The 18,096-nt window shown below is 42.8% G+C and carries 17 protein-coding genes, 1 other RNA gene and 3 pseudogenes; 8 read left to right on the forward strand and 13 right to left on the reverse strand.

Annotation, left to right across the window (positions count from 1 at the left end):
• Window positions 1-3: 3 nt before the first annotated feature.
• Window positions 4-400, reverse strand: a pseudogene (locus tag HC246_RS05980) (transposase); the annotation flags it as partial.
• Window positions 401-512: 112 nt separating this feature from the next.
• On the opposite strand from HC246_RS05980, the gene HC246_RS25425 reads away from it, so the two are divergent.
• Both HC246_RS25425 and HC246_RS26690 read left to right on the forward strand, forming a co-directional pair.
• Window positions 513-1,787, forward strand: a complete 1,275-nt coding sequence (locus HC246_RS25425) for a transposase (RefSeq protein ID WP_211167638.1) — start codon at window positions 513-515, stop codon at window positions 1,785-1,787.
• 28 nt (window positions 1,788-1,815) lie between these two features.
• Window positions 1,816-3,107: pseudogene (locus HC246_RS26690) on the forward strand (NF041680 family putative transposase).
• Window positions 3,108-3,219: 112 nt separating this feature from the next.
• On the opposite strand, the pseudogene HC246_RS05995 reads toward HC246_RS26690, so the two are convergent.
• From HC246_RS05995 to rseP, 5 genes and pseudogenes are all read right to left on the reverse strand, one after another.
• Window positions 3,220-3,869, reverse strand: a pseudogene (locus tag HC246_RS05995) (helix-turn-helix domain-containing protein); the annotation flags it as partial.
• Between the two features lie 170 nt (window positions 3,870-4,039).
• Window positions 4,040-4,699 carry a J domain-containing protein gene (locus tag HC246_RS06000; protein ID WP_169362588.1) on the reverse strand — a complete coding sequence of 220 codons (660 nt, stop codon included), beginning with the start codon at window positions 4,697-4,699 and terminating at the stop codon, window positions 4,040-4,042.
• Between the two features lie 84 nt (window positions 4,700-4,783).
• Window positions 4,784-4,951, reverse strand: coding sequence for a hypothetical protein (locus tag HC246_RS06005; RefSeq protein WP_169362589.1), 168 nt, complete (start codon window positions 4,949-4,951; stop codon window positions 4,784-4,786).
• Between the two features lie 94 nt (window positions 4,952-5,045).
• Window positions 5,046-6,839 (reverse strand): translational GTPase TypA, encoded by a 1,794-nt coding sequence (typA, locus tag HC246_RS06010; protein WP_169362590.1) that lies wholly within the window; start codon window positions 6,837-6,839, stop codon window positions 5,046-5,048.
• A 143-nt stretch (window positions 6,840-6,982) separates the two neighbouring features.
• Entirely contained in the window at window positions 6,983-8,071 is a 1,089-nt protein-coding gene (rseP, locus tag HC246_RS06015; RefSeq protein WP_169362591.1) for an RIP metalloprotease RseP, read from the reverse strand.
• A gap of 236 nt (window positions 8,072-8,307) precedes the next feature.
• Between rseP and HC246_RS06020 the strand changes: the two genes are divergently transcribed.
• On the forward strand, window positions 8,308-8,829 hold the full coding sequence (locus tag HC246_RS06020; protein WP_169362592.1) for a DoxX family protein: 522 nt from the start codon (window positions 8,308-8,310) through the stop codon (window positions 8,827-8,829).
• Window positions 8,830-9,644: 815 nt separating this feature from the next.
• Window positions 9,645-9,971: an RNA recognition motif domain-containing protein gene (locus tag HC246_RS06025; protein WP_169362593.1), complete on the forward strand. Its 327-nt coding sequence runs from the start codon at window positions 9,645-9,647 to the stop codon at window positions 9,969-9,971.
• A gap of 36 nt (window positions 9,972-10,007) precedes the next feature.
• Here HC246_RS06025 and HC246_RS06030 read toward each other — a convergent pair whose 3' ends face one another.
• The 6 genes from HC246_RS06030 to ssrA form a co-directional block, all read right to left on the reverse strand.
• Window positions 10,008-10,406, reverse strand: a complete 399-nt coding sequence (locus HC246_RS06030) for a ferredoxin (protein ID WP_169362594.1) — start codon at window positions 10,404-10,406, stop codon at window positions 10,008-10,010.
• Complete coding sequence (locus HC246_RS06035; RefSeq protein ID WP_126388866.1) at window positions 10,399-10,785, reverse strand: DUF1257 domain-containing protein; 387 nt, start codon at window positions 10,783-10,785, stop codon at window positions 10,399-10,401. The genes HC246_RS06030 and HC246_RS06035 overlap by 8 nt, the downstream gene beginning before the upstream one ends.
• Before the next feature lie 94 nt (window positions 10,786-10,879).
• A complete protein-coding gene (locus HC246_RS06040) occupies window positions 10,880-11,113 on the reverse strand; it encodes a DUF2997 domain-containing protein (protein ID WP_126388868.1) in 234 nt (77 codons plus the stop codon).
• A 301-nt stretch (window positions 11,114-11,414) separates the two neighbouring features.
• Window positions 11,415-11,912, reverse strand: coding sequence for a DUF29 domain-containing protein (locus HC246_RS06045; protein WP_211167639.1), 498 nt, complete (start codon window positions 11,910-11,912; stop codon window positions 11,415-11,417).
• 98 nt (window positions 11,913-12,010) lie between these two features.
• Entirely contained in the window at window positions 12,011-12,628 is a 618-nt protein-coding gene (locus HC246_RS06050; RefSeq protein ID WP_169362595.1) for a hypothetical protein, read from the reverse strand.
• Window positions 12,629-12,778: 150 nt separating this feature from the next.
• Window positions 12,779-13,170, reverse strand: a transfer-messenger RNA (tmRNA) gene (gene ssrA / locus HC246_RS06055).
• A gap of 200 nt (window positions 13,171-13,370) precedes the next feature.
• On the opposite strand from ssrA, the gene HC246_RS06060 reads away from it, so the two are divergent.
• Window positions 13,371-14,282 (forward strand): hypothetical protein, encoded by a 912-nt coding sequence (locus HC246_RS06060; RefSeq protein WP_169362596.1) that lies wholly within the window; start codon window positions 13,371-13,373, stop codon window positions 14,280-14,282.
• A gap of 225 nt (window positions 14,283-14,507) precedes the next feature.
• Window positions 14,508-15,023, forward strand: coding sequence for a hypothetical protein (locus tag HC246_RS06065; protein ID WP_169362597.1), 516 nt, complete (start codon window positions 14,508-14,510; stop codon window positions 15,021-15,023).
• A 26-nt stretch (window positions 15,024-15,049) separates the two neighbouring features.
• Here the strand turns inward: HC246_RS06065 and HC246_RS06070 are convergent, their stop codons facing one another.
• A complete protein-coding gene (locus HC246_RS06070; protein ID WP_169362598.1) occupies window positions 15,050-15,721 on the reverse strand; it encodes a C40 family peptidase in 672 nt (223 codons plus the stop codon).
• Between the two features lie 144 nt (window positions 15,722-15,865).
• On the opposite strand from HC246_RS06070, the gene HC246_RS26695 reads away from it, so the two are divergent.
• Both HC246_RS26695 and HC246_RS06080 read left to right on the forward strand, forming a co-directional pair.
• Window positions 15,866-16,486, forward strand: coding sequence for an RNA polymerase sigma factor (locus HC246_RS26695; protein ID WP_169364501.1), 621 nt, complete (start codon window positions 15,866-15,868; stop codon window positions 16,484-16,486).
• An 11-nt stretch (window positions 16,487-16,497) separates the two neighbouring features.
• Window positions 16,498-18,063, forward strand: coding sequence for an SPOR domain-containing protein (locus tag HC246_RS06080; RefSeq protein WP_169362599.1), 1,566 nt, complete (start codon window positions 16,498-16,500; stop codon window positions 18,061-18,063).
• The last annotated feature ends 33 nt before the right edge of the window (window positions 18,064-18,096 follow it).

Raw genomic sequence — 18,096 nt, forward strand, 5'->3', positions numbered from 1 at the left:
ACCTTAACAGGGAATAGACTTAATATTTTTAAGAGACTGAAAGCGCAAAGTTAATAAAGAATCCAAAGCAGATTTATGAAGTAGTGTGGGAATTCTCAAGGCAAGAAGCAATAGCAAATTTGAAAGAATCAAAATCAGGATAATAGACTGAGTAGAGACATTGCTTTTTGACAAATTTCCAAAGACGCTCAATCAAGTTTAAGTTTGGAGAGTAAGTAGTCAAATAAAGAAGCTCGATATTTAATGACTGAGCCAACTCAAAAACTAAAACACACTTTTGATAACGAGCATTATCCAAGACAAGAGTAATGGGTATAGTCAAACCCAAAGCCGCAAGTTTGTGGAGTAAGTCACAAACACTTTGAGCATTGATGTAAGAATCATTAGTCACAGTAATCAACCTGATTGACTGACAAAAGTGGTAAGAGAAGTTGCGAGAAAGTATACAGAGATTGAATTTGAGTAAAAAAGAGGCGTATGCTGTTTTTTGAAGAAAAAGGAGCATAGGACAAATGACCCAAAACGCCTCACGTATCTATAATGAACTAATAAAATTCGGGAGTCAATACAGCCAGTGGTCAGATGTGCGCCATTTGGGAGTAATGGCGTGGATGATGGTGGGAATGATCGCCACAGGGAGTGTGAATTTAACGAAGTGGTTAAGCCATATCAACACAAAAGCATTGATCGCCCAAAGCACGCAAAGACAACTATCAAGATGGCTGAACAATCCGCGCATAAATCCAGCTAAGCTATACAGTCCAGTAATCAAAGAGTTAATCGCTAAATGGAAAGAGCCAGAAATATATCTGAGTTTTGATACCAGTCAACTGTGGGAAGAATACAGCATGATCCGATTGTGTGTAGTTCATCAGGGAAGAGCTTTACCGTTATGTTGGCGTGTAATCAAACATCGCAGTAGTAGTGTGGAGATGAGTAGCTATCAAGACATGCTCAAACGCGCATCGAAACTGTTGCCCGTGAATGTCAAAGTAGTTTTATTAGCAGACCGAGCATTTGCTAATCCAGAACTGGTGCGCTATGTGTGGGAATTAAAATGGCAATGTCGGATTCGGATCAAGGGTAATTTCTGGATATATGCCCCCAAGCATGGCTGGCAAACAGTCAAACAATTACATCTTCGTCTTGGTGAAGCTAAGTTGATCCACAATGTTAAAGTTCACAAAACTGAGTCCAAGCGTCTTACCGATGTGCATATTGCGGCGGCTTGGGAATCTGGGAGCCGAGAGTATTGGTATATTCTCAGTACTGAACCTACCACACTCCAAACTTTTTGGGAGTATGGTCTGAGATTCGATATTGAGGAGAATTTCTTGGATGATAAATCTAATGGCTTTGATTTAGAATCTTCGCGTTTACGTTCGGCTCCTGCCATTTCTCGCCTTTGTTTTGTGATAGCACTGACCACCTTGTTTTTAACGGCTCAAGGACTGGCGGTTGCTGATTCTGGCTATCGTCGTTTGGTTGATCCTCATTGGTTTCGTGGCTTAGTTATCTCAAGATTGGCTGGAACTGGATTCACACCGCTATCACTAAAAACTGGGCTTTCTTGCCTTTCTACTCTTTTACTTCTTATCTTGACTCTCACCCTGCTATTGCTTCTCGTCGAAAACATCTTCAGAAATTATTCCGCATTGAGTTCTATGCTTCTACTCTCGACTATGCTTCATAGACTTTTGTCAGTCAATCAGGTAATCAACTCACTGGAGTTTAGACTAAAAAAGGAAAAAAGGCAGAGTAAAAGAGATACAAACTGCCTAAAGTAGATGAAAAAGAAAAAGCACATCTACAGCCATGATTATTGAGAAACTACAGGAATTTCGTCAACAGGTATATAGATTTTTAGGGAACGGACGAGATGCAATATTTGACCTAATGGATGCAGTATTGACCAGTCCAAGTGTAAAGTCATTTGCAGAATTATCATTATCAGCAGTGTATCGACGGAAATGGTCAAGCTTGTATGAATCGTTAAAAGATAGCCGTCCGAGACGAGGGAGACTCAGAGGACTGTGCGTCGAACAAATACCCAAAGATATACGACCCTTGCTAGCAGGAGACCATACAGGATGGGAAAGACCCCATGACCAAACTCTAAAAGATAGGAGTTTGTGCATCAACCGAATTTGGTTGAAGGAACAAACCGATCATGTTAGGGCATGACTACAGCACCTTGGCATGGATACCAGAAATGACAGGGAGTTTGGGCAATTCCGTTATGTCATGAACGCATCAGTAGTTTTGAGACAGCCGCACAAAGAGCTACATTTCAACTGAGGCAAGTATGTCGAGATTTAACGGTAAGACCGATCGCTACCTATGACAGTGAATATGGCAGTGCCGCCTTTATGAATTTGACAGAGGATATCCCCGCAGACTTACTGCTGCGTCTACGTCCTAACCGATGCTTATACAAAGTCCCTGCTCCCTATAGTGGCTGTGGTCGTCCCCGTAAGCATGGGGATAAATTCCAACTTGCCAAGTCTGATAGTTGGGGAGAGCCATCAGCAACTTTTAGCTTAGAGGATGAGACGGTTGGACAAGTGCAAATCCAGCAATGGTCTGATTTACACTTTAAAAAAGCATCCCAACGACATTTCCAAGTTATGCGAGTTACCCATCCCCATTGCTCTGGTTTGTGGTTAGCTTGGGTGGGTGAGCAAATGCCATCTTTAGAGCAAATTTGGCGCTTGTACTTACGTCGTTTTGCCATCGACCATTGGTATCGCTTTGCCAAACAGCGTTTACATTGGACTCTGCCACAATTACTGACTCCTCAACAAGCTTTGCGCTGGAGTGACCTCATGCCTTTACTCTCTTGGCAATTGTGGCTCGCTCGAAAACTGGTCATTGATAATCCTTTACCTTGGCAGAAGCCTCAAACTAATCTCACCTTTGGTCGGGTCGCTCAGGGCTTTGCGACACTTTTAGTTAGGATTGGCTCTCCTGCTTGTTCTCCGAAACCTCGCGGTAAGTCTCTTGGTTGGCAATCTGGGCGTAAGCGCTCTCCTTTTCCTCGCTTTCCCATCATCAAAAAACGTCCTTCTCGTCCAAAAAAGACCAACAAAGACAACCCTAATTCCTAATCCTCAATATTCTCGTTTTCTTTCTCTTGGTTTTGCTCAGTTCTTCATTCTCTGAGTTGTTTTTTCCTGCTCTTTTTCTGATTATCTCAATCAACTTAGTCTAAACTCCAGTCAACTCATGAGTAACAGCATTAAGTGCACCGAGGACATTAAAACGCTGTCTTCCCGTCCCAGATTTAAGAAACAAGCGTTCAAAACACCACAAAAAGCCTAAATAGGCTCCAAGGACAAAGTGAGCAGCATCAACAAAGAAAACGGCTCTTTGTCCAGATTTAGCTTCCTCTAAGCGCGGTTCTAGTTTTTTTTAAGAAATTCCTCTTGTGCTGCTGGGTCAGCCTTTGCAGGTATTAGCCCCACTCGACGACAACTCATTCCCATCGATTTCAGGAAATGACGCACCTGTTCTCGACTACGGACAATCCCTGTCAACTCAGTAATTTTTGCTGCTGCATGAGCCAGCGTTTTAGGTGGATGTTCTCGAAAATATATCTCTAAACTTTCTTGATGCTTTTTTAGTTCACTCTGGGGGCGATTAAAGGTCAGTTCTTTCAGTTTGCTTATCCCACCTTCTTTATAATCTCGTAAATAGTTCAACAGTGTCGGTTCACTGATTCTTAGCAGTTTCGTAATTTCCTTGTGTGGGTATTTCTGGCTTTTTAGGTATAGTGCTTCCATTTTTCTCTGCACTCGTGGATGCGGGTGATGGAATCTTTCGTAATGTAGCGCATCTATTTCTTCTTTGGTAAATGTTATTCGGAGCATCTTGGAGAAAAGTTAACGTTTCTTCCATCTTTACTCTTATAAAAAATAAAGTCTACCCCCTGTCAAGGTATAGCGATCGCTGTTTGATTGACTAGTCGATCGCTAGTTATGAGAGCCTGAGGTAGTCACTTTTTACAAATAAAGTCTACTGAATGTCAAAGTACATCAATTTAGCTCTTGTTTTTAAGTTGTTTAATTCTCTCTAAATCACGATTCACTTCAAATGCTAATTCTCGATTTTTAGGATCGGTTGTTAGTGCTTTATTGAGATAGATTTCTGCTTCCCGTAACTTCCCATTCAAAATTAACTCACTGCTCCAACGATGGTAAGTTACCGCTTGCCAATGGATGACCTCTGGTGTATTAGGAAATCTCTCGCTCATTCCTTCTACAACAGCGATCGCTACGACATATTTTTTTTGCTTCAGCAAATCCTGCACACGCCGCAACATATCCAGTTTCAGTTTTAACTCTGGATTGCTACTAATCGGATCGACTTTATTGCTAACCTGCTTCACCTCAATTTTGATTTTGGGATGGGGTTGAGGTGGCTTACTGTAAGTTTTTGGAGGAGGTGGTGGGGCAGAGTTAGCTTGCGATCGCGTAGCGACATTTTTAGAAAACAGTTCTTTTTCTAAATCTCCCTTATCTGCATCCTTGAGCGTTTTGTAAGCTTCTTGCACAAGGCGAAACTTATCGGCGGCGGTAGGATCATTCTGGTTAACGTCAGGGTGATACTTACGTGCTAAACGACGGTAGGCGACCTTAATATCATCTAAGGTTGCATTGCGGGGAACTCCTAAAAGTCGATAGCATTCGGATAGGTGCATGAAGTGAAATTTGACGATAAACAGCAGATCACATTTGATAGCTCACATTAAATCACATTAAAATTTTAGAGGCGATCGCAGTTGCTAATCAGGCTTTTTGCGAATTGTATATTTTCCCTTGCTAGTGACAGGCGAACCTTTATTAGCTTCTACAAGCTTGATGTATTTATCCAAAGCTTCCTCCTTAGTTCCATGCTCAGAAATAACATGAACCTTACGACTGCCAGCAATTTCGAGGACAACTTGGTGCATAGCTTGAATAGAGTTTGGATAGCCCTAAATTTTTAAATAGTCTAGCAAATAACTCAAACTAAAAGGGGCGCAATGCGCCCCTTTTAGTTAGTGATTAGCGCTTAGCAAATTTCTTGGTCATTTTGCGTAAACGAATTGATTCAGGAGTGACCTCGAGAATTTCGTCGGGACCAATATATTCCAAGGCTCGTTCGAGGCTCATTTCGATCGGAGCTTGCAACTGCACGATGTCATCAGCACCAGCCGCACGCATGTTAGTAAGCTGCTTGCTCTTACAGACATTTAGTTCCATATCCTGAGGACGATTATTTTCTCCAATAATCATGCCCTTGTACACCTTCGTACCAGGTTTAATGAAGAACACACCACGATCTTCTGCATTCTTCAAGGAGAACTCAGTTGCCACGCCTTCTTCAAAGGAGATCAGTACACCATTCCGACGGGCGCTAATTTCGCCAGCCGCAGGACGGTAATCGAGGAAGCTGTGGTTCATGATGCCAGCGCCACGGGTGGCACGCATGAAATCGCCACGGAAGCCAATCAAGCCCCGTGCAGGAACGACGAATTCTAGCTGAGAGCGCCCAGTACTAGACATTTGCATATCGATCATTTCGGCGCGACGCTGACCTAAGCGCTCAATACATCCACCGACGGCATCTTCAGGCACATCAAGGACTAGAGCTTCGTAGGGTTCGCACTTTTGACCATTGATTTCGCGGTAAATAACTTGAGGCTGAGTTACTTGGAACTCATAGCCTTCACGACGCATGGTTTCGATCAAAATACCTAAGTGCAATTCACCACGTCCAGCTACCGCAAAGCGATCAGGAGATTCAGGATCTTCGGTGACACGCAGCGCTACGTTAGTTTCGAGTTCGCGCAATAGGCGATCGCGTACTTGACGGGTAGTGACTAATTTGCCTTCTTGACCAACAAAGGGCGAGTCATTAACGCAGAAGGTCATCTGCAAAGTGGGTTCGTCCACTTTGATCATTGGTAGTGCTAGAGGCTCATTAGGACAGGTAATGGTTTCGCCAATATTGGCAGTCGCAAAACCTGCAACCGCCACAATGTTACCTGCGGATGAGGTTTGCATTTCAACGCGCTTTAAGCCATCAAATCCTAAGAGTTTGGTGATTTTACCTTTAACGATCGAGCCATCTTCAGTGATCAGAGCAGCTTGCTGTCCCGCAGTAATCGTGCCGTTGTGAATTTTGCCGATCACAATCCGACCGAGATATTCGGAATAGTCAAGGGTGGTAACTTGCAATTGTAAAGGCTTATCAGGATTCCCCACAGGTGGAGATACATGATGGATAATTGCCTCAAACAAAGGCTTCATATCTACACTTTCATCTTCGAGTTGTTCCTTAGCAAAGCCGCCCATGCCTGAAGCAAATAGGTAAGGAAAGTCGCACTGGTCATCATCTGCACCTAGTTCGAGGAATAGATCCAGAACCTTGCTGACAGCAACGTGGGGATCAGCAAATTCGCGATCGATCTTATTAATAACGACTAAAGGTCGCAAGCCTTTTTCCAACGCTTTTTTCAACACAAAGCGAGTTTGGGGCATAGGACCTTCGTTGGCATCAACGATCAGCAAACAGCCTTCGACCATGCCCAGTACGCGCTCAACTTCGCCACCAAAGTCTGCGTGTCCGGGGGTGTCAACAATGTTGATCAGCGTATCTTTGTATTTAACAGCAGTATTTTTAGAAAGAATGGTAATGCCGCGTTCACGCTCTAGGTCGTTGGAGTCCATCACGCATTCGACAAGGGCTTCACCTTCACGAAAAGCGCCAGACTGTCTGAGAAGTGCGTCTACTAGAGTGGTTTTGCCGTGATCGACGTGGGCGATGATGGCGACGTTGCGGATGGGGAGAGACATGGGTGATGTATCGAGTTGATCGAAAAACTTATTATTTCTTTATCTATTATGCTCGAATTTGTCAAAAAACTTTGCATTAGTAATTGTCAATACAAAAAGGCGGTGCTATGCACCGCCTTTTTGTATTTTTGACTGTGATTGCACTACAAAGGACTTAACCCACTCTGTTGCAGCAAATTAAAGGAATCTTTGAAAATCATTACCACACCTAAGCCCAGCAAAATCACGACTCCGCCCTGCATCACATTATTTTGTAACTCTTCGGGTAAGGGCTTACCTCCACGCAATGCCTCGATCGCTAAAAATACCAATTGACCACCATCGAGAGCAGGCAAGGGCAAAATATTGATAATCGCGAGGTTAATACTAATGATTGCCGTGAAATCAAATAATGCTGCCGCGTCGGATTTAACTAATTCTGAACCCATCGCCACGATCGCTACAGGTCCTGACAACTGCGAAGCCGTATTTTGGAAATTGGTGGCAAGTTGTTTTAAACCTTGAACAGTCATCACGACTAAGCGCTCAAAACTTTGAGTTGCATTATCAATTGCTTCGCCAATATTATGTACAGCTCGACGATGGGGCTTACCTGTAAAGTCCAATCTGACCCCGATTCTGCCTTTACCAGCTTCACCATCAGGCAAGATTGGTACTTGCAGCATTTTGCCATCGCGCATTACCTGCAAATCTACGGTTTGATTGGCATTTTTGGCAATCAAGGACTGAAAGCGATCCAAGGTGGTCAAACTGGTGTCAAATTTTGTACCGTTAGCCGCCAAGATAATATCGCCAGAGCGTAAACCTGAAACTGCCGCAGGTGCATTTGGTTCAAGAATTTTCGTGATTCTTACCCCCGGTTGATCGACAGTGCCGATACCAACGCTCAGGGTCATGACTAATAAAACTAGATAGGCAAATACAAAGTTAGCGATAACCCCTGCACTGATAACGATCGCGCGATCGACGATGGGGCGATTTTTCATTAAGTTGGGATCATTAGGCGGGATATCGCTATCTTCATCATCATCGGGAAAACCGACATAGCCACCAAGGGGAATTGCCCGCAGCGCATATTCCGTTTGCTTGCCCTGATATTTCCACAGCACAGGTCCAAACCCAATCGAAAATCGATTTACATGAATACCCTGTACACGGGCAGCCATAAAGTGTCCGAGTTCATGAACCAATATCAGAATCGCAAGTACGGCAATTGCAGGCAATGCAGACATAAGCTTTGCTCTAAGAATTTACTAAGAATAATTTGGGATGACGTTGAATGTGAGATGCAATACACACAGATTGTTTTGCGATCGTAACACAACCAAAAGCAGAGGGACGCTATGTAAGCTTTCAGTTCTAGCAATTTCTTAATGATTCACCCTAAAAATCTTTATGTTAAGATTAATGTATATATGTCATAAATTATTTCAATAAATTACTTTTTGTTAACAGAGGGTGTAAGCCAATGAATAATACGATTCGCTTTGCTGCTTCCATTGGTCGCCTCATCGTGAGCTCCGACTCTGCGCCTATCTCATTAACCCAAGCTTCATTACTCTTGCTCAGAGTGGTACTTGGCACAGTAATGATCCACAACGGTTTAGATAAACTGTCCGATATTCCTAGTTTCGCAGAAGCCTATGTCGAAGTGATCGGCTTACCATTTCCCATCTTTTTTGCATATTGTGCAGCAATTACGGAATTAGTGGCTTCACCTCTATTAGCTTTAGGTTTTTTGACTAGACCTGCGGCTTTAGGGCTATTTACAACGATGCTGGTGGCAAACTATCACCATATTTTAGTTGGTGGTTTTTCTATCCCATCGATTGAACTATCTTCGATTTATGCAGCATCCTTTGCCTTCTTCGCTATTTACGGTGGTGGCAAATATGCGATCGATGCCTTAATTGACAATATGCTGAGCAAATTACTGTCTGGTGAGTCCACTACCCCACAGATGGCTAAGGTCAAGATTTCCAGCAAATAGAAAATAGCTGGGTACAAAACCTCAATTCAGTTTAGGCTTGCAAAGTTTACAAGCCAGAAAAAAAGCCTTGCATAGCAAGGCTTTTTTTCTGGGATTTTATAGAGAATGACTAAGTAAACCCTCTCTCAAAGCCTGTTCTAAATTATCCTAACTTTGCATTAATAATGTCTTAAGGAAGATGACAGTCCAGAGATTATTGATACTTTCTGATAATTTCTCAAACTAAGGAACCAAATTTTTTGTGGCGCGGCGAAGCCGCGCCACAAAAAATTTGGTTCTTTATTAAATTGCAGAACCCTAAATAGGCGATCGCAAATTATATATAAGCCAAATTTATTTTAATTTATATAAAAACGTATCGGACAACACTTTTTTATTCAGCATCATAGTCGTGATGACAATGCTGTAGAAGTATCCTCTCAAGTCCGTCACTATCAACTCTGAACAATATTTCCAACAAAAAGTTATGCCCCAATTCTTGTTTTTAATTAGATAAATATCTGGACATAATTAAAACCAAGATCAAAAACCTGTAGCGTAATCACAGCATAGGCTACAGGTTTTTAGGCTTTATATTTAATTACACCCAGTTACTTACTCAAATCATCTTGCCTAAATAATCATAAATAATATTTTCAAGAAATATTTTTAAGATCATTCAATAATTGAAGATGACTGCGCTAGAATATGTGCGGATGAGTATTTCTTGATCGCATGTTTGTTTTCAGTATTGACAGTCGTCTTCTGTTTCATCGTGGCAGGCTTCTTTCCGAAATCTCTATCTCTACACATCTCTGATTGTTGAAGCAAGTATTATGTCTATTTATGTTGGTAATCTCTCTTACGAGGTTACAGAAGATGATTTAAAAGCCGTATTTGCAGAATATGGCAAAATCACCCGTGTCCATCTACCTATTGATCGTGAGTCAGGTCGTCCACGCGGTTTTGCTTTTGTGGAAATGACAGCAGAAACCGAAGAAGATGCAGCTATTGAAGCGCTTGATGAAGCAGAATGGATGGGGCGTTCACTCAAAGTGAACAAGGCTAAGCCTCGTGAAAGCTCTGACTCCTTTGGTGGTGGCAGAGGCGGATTTAAGGGCGGCGGTGGTCGTCCTTCTGGTGGCGGCGGTCGTCGTTACTAATTAAAAAAAGAGGGGGTGCAAAGCCCCCCCTCTTTTTTATTGGTTAATGGAGCGTCTTAGGGCTGAGCCATCACCTATGATTCCTAGATTTCTGATAATTTGATTTTTTCTAGCTTCTTCTAGTTTGTTGAGGTCGTTGTAGCTAACCCACGCAATACAATCCACTGGGCAAGTATCGATCGCTTCCTGTACCAAATCTTCTTCATCGCCATCTTGGGCTATGACCCTAGCGCGTCCATAATCCTGTTCCAAAAAGAAAGTACCGCTGGCTGTATGGGCGCAATGTCCACAACCAATACATACAGTTTCATCGACAAATACTGCATTTTGTCGCAACTCACCACCCAGTTCGGGTTCAAAGCCAGAGCGATCACTAATATCTGGCTCTAAACCCGTAGATAATGGTTCTGCTGTATGAACGGGCAAATTATCCATTCCAACGCTGGAGAACTAAACGTACTGAGCCATCTTCACGTACTTGCTGCTCAGCGAGGGCAAATCCTTGATTGCTCGATTCGCTCATCACTGTAGCGATCGCATAGCGCTGAGTGACCTTTTGCAAGAAACTTTCCACAGTCCAAGGCTGTTGCCAAAACTGCATATCGGCGACTAGGGCATATTCAGAACCATTCCACTGAAAGCCAACATCATAACCATTGTCTTGGGCGATTACCACTTCAGCCTCGGTTGTTGCACCTTGATGACCGCGCATGGGCGATGCTCCAGATTTCCAATTGACTCCTAAATCAGTTAGAGCCTTTTGAAGCGGTTCTAAACTACGGATTTGGGTTTTTACTTGGCTAAAATGTGACATAGGGTTTATCCTGACTTCGATCTAATGGGCAAATGGACGAGATTTTTAAATTTTTTTGTTTAATCTGGTGAAAACTTGGATTTTCAGGGCTTTATTACCATTGACTAAATCTAGAAGCGTCCATATCTGACACCCGATCGAGTTGCGTAGCCGACTGAGATGTAAGTTGCTGCTGAGCAAAATTTTCGGAAGTTAACTCTCGATGAGCGACTATCCCTAGTTTTGCTTCGATCGCTGCTGTCACCTCAGCACAACTAGAACCGACAATGCCTGTCACACGCTCTTCGACCCGACCATCTGGGTAAATAATGAATTCCAGAGTTTCCATGCTGGTTCTAGCTATTGAGTTACTAGACAGTTTGACGCAAAGTTTATAGAAACGTCAAGAAGTTAACTCTGCAAAATTAACAGGCTTTTCTGATGCTTGTAATAGAGCGATCGCAATGTTTAGCAAGGATTTTCAGGTTTTTATTAATTAATTAAATTTATTTTAAATTTTTTGAATTTGCCTAAACTATGACAAGACACTCCTTAAGGAATAGGGGAGAAATTGTCATGCTTCGCACTAAATGCTCTGATTGGTCAGGAAGCGCACCCCTTCGGGGGCACTTCCACGGTTGCTATATAGATTATTCAAACGGAAATTGTAGATCGAGAATTTGGGCGATCGCATAGGGACATACTGAGGGTAAGTCATGCAGATCAAGGGGCGTTTCTTTTAAAACTAAGTTAATCCCTTGGCGAAATCCCTTTTGAACCGCTTCATCAAGGTAAGGCTTTAAGCTGGGATTCTCTTGCAAAATTTCTAAAATCTCATCCCGTTGTTCGCGAATAGTGGCTCGCCAACTTTTACTACGCAATTCTGGTTGATAGTCCCACTTTAATAAATGCCCAATTAAAATTCCTAAACGATTGCGGAGTTCCTGCTTTTGCAGCCTACCCAACGATAAAATCTCCTCTACCAAATTTTCAATATCTAGCCCCTGCCATTGCCCCAAACGTAATAATTCAGATTGCTCTTGTGTCCAAGCATAAAAATCTTGTTCATATTGATTAATAGATTGATTGCCAACGAGAGTATTAGAGCGATCGCCTTGCAAATTTTGCTTTAAGTCTGATTGCAGCATTAAGATTACCTCATCTCTAATCAGCTACCTTGATCCCAAAACACAAAATGGCTACGCATTTTGTGTTTTTAAAACCCTTACTGGGTTTATTTTTTAATTCACAAAAGTGTAGTCACACTTTTGTGAATTGGTATTACTACTTTGCCATACCTCATATCTATAGAGACTGCAACTTTGGATGTGTCTCGGCTTGCTTCAATCGGAAAAGTTGCGATATCACCTCGGAGAATTGGCTTCTCAAAAAAGCAAGGACAAGAGAGTAAGGTCGTCGTAACTGGCAAAATCCATACCCTACTCCTAATCTCAGTGGAATAATAATTGCACTCAGTCCGACTATCAGGGGGAAAACAAGTATTTTCGTAAATGTACAGAGTTGTGGGTAAGTCTTGAAATTGATACGTGGCGACATGATGGTAATCCAGATAGGCGATCGCTAAGTTGACCAACAAAAAAAATGGAACGGCTAGAGTGAAAATTGCTAAAAATGGAAAAAAGATAAATGGGCGAAATAAGATAACTCTCTGGTTACGCGCAGTCTGCGATCGCCACCTGAACGCAAACCAGATAGTCACGATCAAAAATACTAATATGGCGATCGGTTTGAACATCTCCCATGTGGGGATCATCTGCACAAAGCTAATACCAACGAGCACAGGCAGGCTAGCTAAAATAATTAGCTGCTTAAAATATTGAGAACTTGTAAATCCTTGTTTCAATGTACGTTATGGCTCTGCAATTTAATAAGGAAGCAGATTTTTGATGGTGCGGCGAAGCCACACTATCAAAAATCTGCTTCCTTATTTTACGTCTGTAGTAATGGTGAAATAAAAAAGGCACTTGCTAAGCAAGTGCCTTTTTTATTAGGTTAATGGAATCGGGCAGAGTCGAACTGCCGTCCGCACTAGCGCCTAACCTCCCAGTCATTCACAGGTTTATCCAATCTAATCCTCTTGGAGGGAACTGCTATTTATCTCTAGCAATGGGAGATGCACTGATAAAGTCTTAAGCGAAAAGCCTACCAGAGAAAGCTATTCACAGCATCCGTTGATTGGTTGAGTGAGGCATTTAACGGAGTCATACACCACTCCTCGAAACCGAAAAGTTTGGTTCTTAGGCTGCTACTGGAGCTGCTTTACGAGAGAAAGATACAATGTTGTTCGCATGTACTTGTTTGAGCCATTGATTTACGAGAGATAGCCCGCTCTCGACCTGCATCAAGGGATAGCTTCTACTAACACGTCGAAACCCTTACGATCCCTTATGCTCTAAATATAACATATAAATATTAAGCATGAGCTACAGTGCTGTGCAATGACTTGAAACCCAGCAACATTTTTAAAAGCGCGGCTTCGCCACGCTTTTAAAAATGTTGCTGTAATACTGATCGCCAAACCAACCTACGGTTAAATTCCACCAACTTAATTGACGCTCCTAAATTATTAAGGCAAGGGTAAAAAAGTGACTATTGCAGGCACAGAAACTGAATATATATCTTCCAAGGAACTCAAAGAGTTGCATGGTTTTACCGATCCCACAATCAAGAAATTCTTGGGTGAATGTGATAAGACCGAGAAAAACACTAAAAGTAAAAGTGCGCCACTTAAGCTCTACAGTCTGGAAAGAGTTAACAAGGTATTGAGCGATCCCTCATTCGTTGAATGGCAAAACAAGAAACAATCATCAACTTCTAAACGCAAACAGGCTAATGTCAACATAGAAGCATCCCCAAATGTTGCGGGAGTTCCAAAATTTAACGCGATTGCGTCTGAAGCTATTCCGCAAACTGATGCCTTTGATTTTGATCAGGAATTATTGCCATTAAAAACAGCAGATTGGACTGATTTTCAATGGCAACATTTTAGAGAGGAAGATGAGGGGAAATTCTCAGAAGAACACAAACTACATGCAGTGACGACAGTACACAAAATGTTGGTTTCTGCCTATTGGTTTACCCCAAAAGATTTTTTTAATGCTTTTAGTCAGTATGGTAATTGTGACGAATACAAGTCAGATTTAGTAAGTGACTACAAATCGAGTATCTTGGCTCATGGCTGGATGGGTATCCCCCTTGTTAGTCTGATGATTCGCGATCGCCAAAATCCTAGCAAAATCCGTCTAGATTCTGGGCATCACCGATGGATTGCACTCAAAGAGTTATCAGAATTAGGGCAACTTCCTAGCGATTTTAAAATTCCAGTCTTTGATTTAAAGGGATTGCGCCCCATCGTTAGGGATCAATACAATTCAAATTTAGATTTTGCTCTGCGCTATGCAGTTACTGGTGGCAGATTGGGGCATGACTTTGCTCTACGAGTCATCGCGAAAAATTGGTTTACTAGACTTTGTACTGGAGTTGATTGCTCCTATTGATTTGAAAGCAAAGCGAAGCTGCGCTTTCAAAAAGAGGCTTAGGGACTTGCGGATAAAAAATGACCCACCAAAGTTATCTAGCTTCGACTTCTCTCAGCTAACGTTGGCTGAGCGGAGTCGAAGCCACAGGTACTTTAATTAATAGCAAGTCCCTTAATACAAAAGACAACTATTTGTATTAAATGATACAATTGTGTATATACTCGTGGGAGTTTGGAGGTATGTATGAAACCTCTTGTATCCTCTGGTCTAATCCTACTGACAGCGATCGCAGCTAGCCTCATCGTAAGTGAACCAACCGCAGCACAATCTTGTAACTACTACGTTGGTAGAGCCGTGGATGGGCAAGCGATTAATATTGATACTTGTTCAATTTCGAGAGCTAGTTATCGCAGTGTGAACTTTGTCTATTACTTAGGCAGCGATCGCGTTGAAAGCCAAGCAAATTGTCAAGACCTAGTATGGACTACCTTTCCTGAACGTATTGTCCATCGTCCTCAATCTGCAGCAACCGAAAAAATGCTGGACTATGTTTGTAATTTCGATTCGCAGACATCACGTACAGGTACAGCCTTTGTCTTTGATCCTCCATCAAATGTGAGAGTATCGCCTAACGGTAATCTCCTATGTGTGGTGAAATCACCTCAAACCATTGACCTTTATGGAAGAAACGGAGAATGGTACTACACCGATGTATGTGGCTCAATGGGAGTGATTCATTCTAGTCAGTTACGATTTTAGGTAGCTGTGCATAATTATCCCGAACATTATCCCGAACTTTCGTTTTTATAGCTTTTGGTAATTCTTGCAGCAACACGTAATTGGCTGGCATACCATTGTGAAACCTGATCTGAGCCTGAGATTTCACTGATAGCAATACCATTATGTCCATGGTCTTTGCCAGAGCTATGGATATAGGCGCGATCGCCAATATATATACCCACATGAGTCGCCTTAGCAGGTGTGCCAAAGAAAATCAGATCGCCGATTTGCAACTCATCTAGAGAGACGGGTTCACCAAAGGCTTCCTGTTGATAGGCATCGCGGGGAATCAAAATACCAACTGAAGCAAAGGCGGCTTGCATTAGTCCAGAACAATCATAATTTGGCGCAACTGTCCCACCCCAGAGATATTCATTTGGTGTTGCCATTGCTTGTTGAATAAAAGCAATGACTTGCGGCAAGCGATCGCCTATTTCGGCAGCACTTAATGCTGGTGGTAAATTATCGATGAAACTTTGGTGATCGCTTGACTCTAATTTTTGGAAATCTTGGCGATCAAGCAACCCCTCATAGTCATCTTCGAGTAGCTGGATTTTTAGAAAATTTGGCTCAGCCTCTAATACTTGTAAATATCTACCCTTTGCCATCTGTGTTGCAAGGCGATCGAGCATTGGGGAATCGTAAATATTAATGTCAGTTAAACTGCGGTAAATCATAAAGCCTACTTTCCAGCACGAGATGCCAAGATCTCCCTCTGAAATTATTTAGTACGAACTACGGGTTGCATTATCATACTTTGCTGCTAGTATGTGTGCATCAAAAATGAAAACCTATAAAGTGAGCTAGCAATAGCCGTGACCGTGCAGCTTCCCCCCCTTCCCGAAATTCATCACCCTAAGATTCAGGCGCTTTTCCAGAAAAGCGATCGCGAACTCGTGACACTATTTCAAAGGCATCCTGAAGAGGGTCAATATTTTGCAGCGATTTTTTGTCGCTATGGACAAGTGCTGTATACCTTGATTGGCACGGCAACGCGATCGCCCGTGCAATCAGACTATTTATTTGTCAAAACTTGGGAATATATCTACCACGAAATGCGAGTGCTAGACCTGCGGGTGACAACGCCGCGTCTATCCTTGCAAAGTTGGCTAATCAATATTGCCGCGATGATGATTAATCGTGCCGAAGTACCTCCCGTTGAAGAAATTCAATATTCCCTCAAGGATACCCCCCCTGTATTTTGGTGCTACCTTAATCAAGCCCTAAATCAAATGGCAGGCAACCTGCGTCTGGTACTATTGTTATCTCAAACTTTTCAATGGAGCCATACACGCATCGCCGCCTACTTACATGCTGAGGGCGAAAGCATTTCTGCTAGCGATGTAAAACAACTTCTATTCAGAGCCTATCAAGCCCTAGAAGATGCTCTGCCCGAAGATATCCGAGACATTTACCTAGCTCAACCCGCCGTTACTGCCTGAGGTAAAGAATTATGCAAACATTGAGTCCTACCATCTCCCCAACCATCTCACCCAAAATTTCTCAAACTAACCCAAGGGTCACTGACGCAGAGACTGATTTTTTGCCTGCGATCGCTCAATCATCAGTCTTGCAAACAGCGTTGGCTGGTTTGGATGCGAGCCTCAATGATGAGCTAGATCGCTACCGCCATTGGCAAGAGAATGGTCAAACCATTTCCTATCTCAATCCTTTTAGACCTCGCGCAGTATCTACTCAATCCATCTGGACATCGCCCAGTTTGTCGGAAGCTTTGTCTCCTCTCACGCCTCCTGTAGAAGTCAATAGCGATCGCCGCACGATTCAAATGCCTGTGATGCCACCATTGGGTACAAATACTACCGACGCGATCGCGAATGCGGAATTACATCAATATAGAGGACTAGATCTCGATAGCTTAGATAGCCCTAGTCATAGTGGTATTAATGCAGATTTAGACCGAGCAGTTGCATATGCTCAAAGTTTGCATGGTTATGGTGACGCATCAATGGGTATCAATTCGCCAAGTGATGCACCCAATATTGAGCCAACGATGGCACAGATTCCTGCCCCTGATGATGATGAAATCTTGCAGAGTTTTGCTAATGATTACAGCAATAACTACGCAGATAATTATCAAGATTCAGTTAATCAAGAATATCCATATCCTGCTCCGCCAGCCGAAAAGAGTGCCCTCCGCAGTTTGATGAATCCTGTGGGGATAATTTCACTATTATTACTGCTCTGCTCTAGTGCAGCGATCGGTTATTTGATGGTCGATCCTTCTGGGGTAATGAAGTTATTTAAACCAGAACAAAAAACTAAAGCAGCCCAAACTAACAATGATGATTTGGGCAAGGATATTAATTTACAAAATCAGCAGAAATCTAATGACTTATCCTTTGTGCCTTTTGCGGGGGATAAAACTCAGGTTAATGTCGATAGCCTCGCTAAAAATAGTAAAGCGATCGCTGATCCTACTTTTGTCAATAAAAACAAAAATAGTACATTAACCAAAAACTCATCGGTCTTTGCTCCCAATAGTGCTTTTGTGCCAAGTTCACCATTGCGGACAGTGCCATCAATGTCTTTACCGCCCATGTCGGTTGCACCACTGCCACCAGCTTTAGCACCTTTGGAGAGGAGTTACACACCTGCACCTATGCCTAGGAACGAACCTGTACCCACACGTTCCTATAGTGAGCCTGCACCCAGCCGTACTCCTAGCTCTAACTCTTCTTCTACACCCAAGCCATCACGGAATGTCTCGGTAGTGCCAACAACGCCTACGCCTGTTCCTGAATATGTTGCGCCTCGTAGTAACACGGCTGTGAAATATGCAGCCCCCATCTCATCTGCCGCCACAACTCCACCAGCCCAAAGTAGCTATCGTGTCGTTGTTGAAAATAGCTATGCGGCTAGTGCTCAACAGATCGAACGCGATGCCTATGTACGCCCCAGTGATGGTCAAGTACAGGTTGGCTCGTATCGCGATCCTAATGTGGCTCAACAACGGATCGAGCAATTGCGTCGTCAGGGGATTCCTGCCAGAATTGAGTAGCAATACTGATTTTGGGTGGCAAAGCCACTCAAA

The organism is Pseudanabaena yagii GIHE-NHR1 (genome assembly GCF_012863495.1).
Classification (GTDB): Bacteria; Cyanobacteriota; Cyanobacteriia; order Pseudanabaenales; family Pseudanabaenaceae; genus Pseudanabaena; species Pseudanabaena yagii.

Coding starts and splice junctions, on each gene's coding strand:
- HC246_RS06045 (WP_211167639.1), bottom strand. CDS start 11,912: ATGCTGCAATCAGACTTAAAGCAAAATTTGCAAGGCGATCGCTCTAAT.
- HC246_RS06070 (WP_169362598.1), bottom strand. CDS start 15,721: ATGATTTACCGCAGTTTAACTGACATTAATATTTACGATTCCCCAATG.
- HC246_RS06020 (WP_169362592.1), top strand. CDS start 8,308: ATGAATAATACGATTCGCTTTGCTGCTTCCATTGGTCGCCTCATCGTG.
- typA (WP_169362590.1), bottom strand. CDS start 6,839: ATGTCTCTCCCCATCCGCAACGTCGCCATCATCGCCCACGTCGATCAC.
- HC246_RS06080 (WP_169362599.1), top strand. CDS start 16,498: ATGCAAACATTGAGTCCTACCATCTCCCCAACCATCTCACCCAAAATT.
- HC246_RS06040 (WP_126388868.1), bottom strand. CDS start 11,113: ATGGAAACTCTGGAATTCATTATTTACCCAGATGGTCGGGTCGAAGAG.
- HC246_RS06005 (WP_169362589.1), bottom strand. CDS start 4,951: ATGCACCAAGTTGTCCTCGAAATTGCTGGCAGTCGTAAGGTTCATGTT.
- rseP (WP_169362591.1), bottom strand. CDS start 8,071: ATGTCTGCATTGCCTGCAATTGCCGTACTTGCGATTCTGATATTGGTT.
- HC246_RS06035 (WP_126388866.1), bottom strand. CDS start 10,785: ATGTCACATTTTAGCCAAGTAAAAACCCAAATCCGTAGTTTAGAACCG.
- HC246_RS06030 (WP_169362594.1), bottom strand. CDS start 10,406: ATGGATAATTTGCCCGTTCATACAGCAGAACCATTATCTACGGGTTTA.
- HC246_RS25425 (WP_211167638.1), top strand. CDS start 513: ATGACCCAAAACGCCTCACGTATCTATAATGAACTAATAAAATTCGGG.
- HC246_RS06000 (WP_169362588.1), bottom strand. CDS start 4,699: ATGCACCTATCCGAATGCTATCGACTTTTAGGAGTTCCCCGCAATGCA.
- HC246_RS06065 (WP_169362597.1), top strand. CDS start 14,508: ATGAAACCTCTTGTATCCTCTGGTCTAATCCTACTGACAGCGATCGCA.
- HC246_RS06025 (WP_169362593.1), top strand. CDS start 9,645: ATGTCTATTTATGTTGGTAATCTCTCTTACGAGGTTACAGAAGATGAT.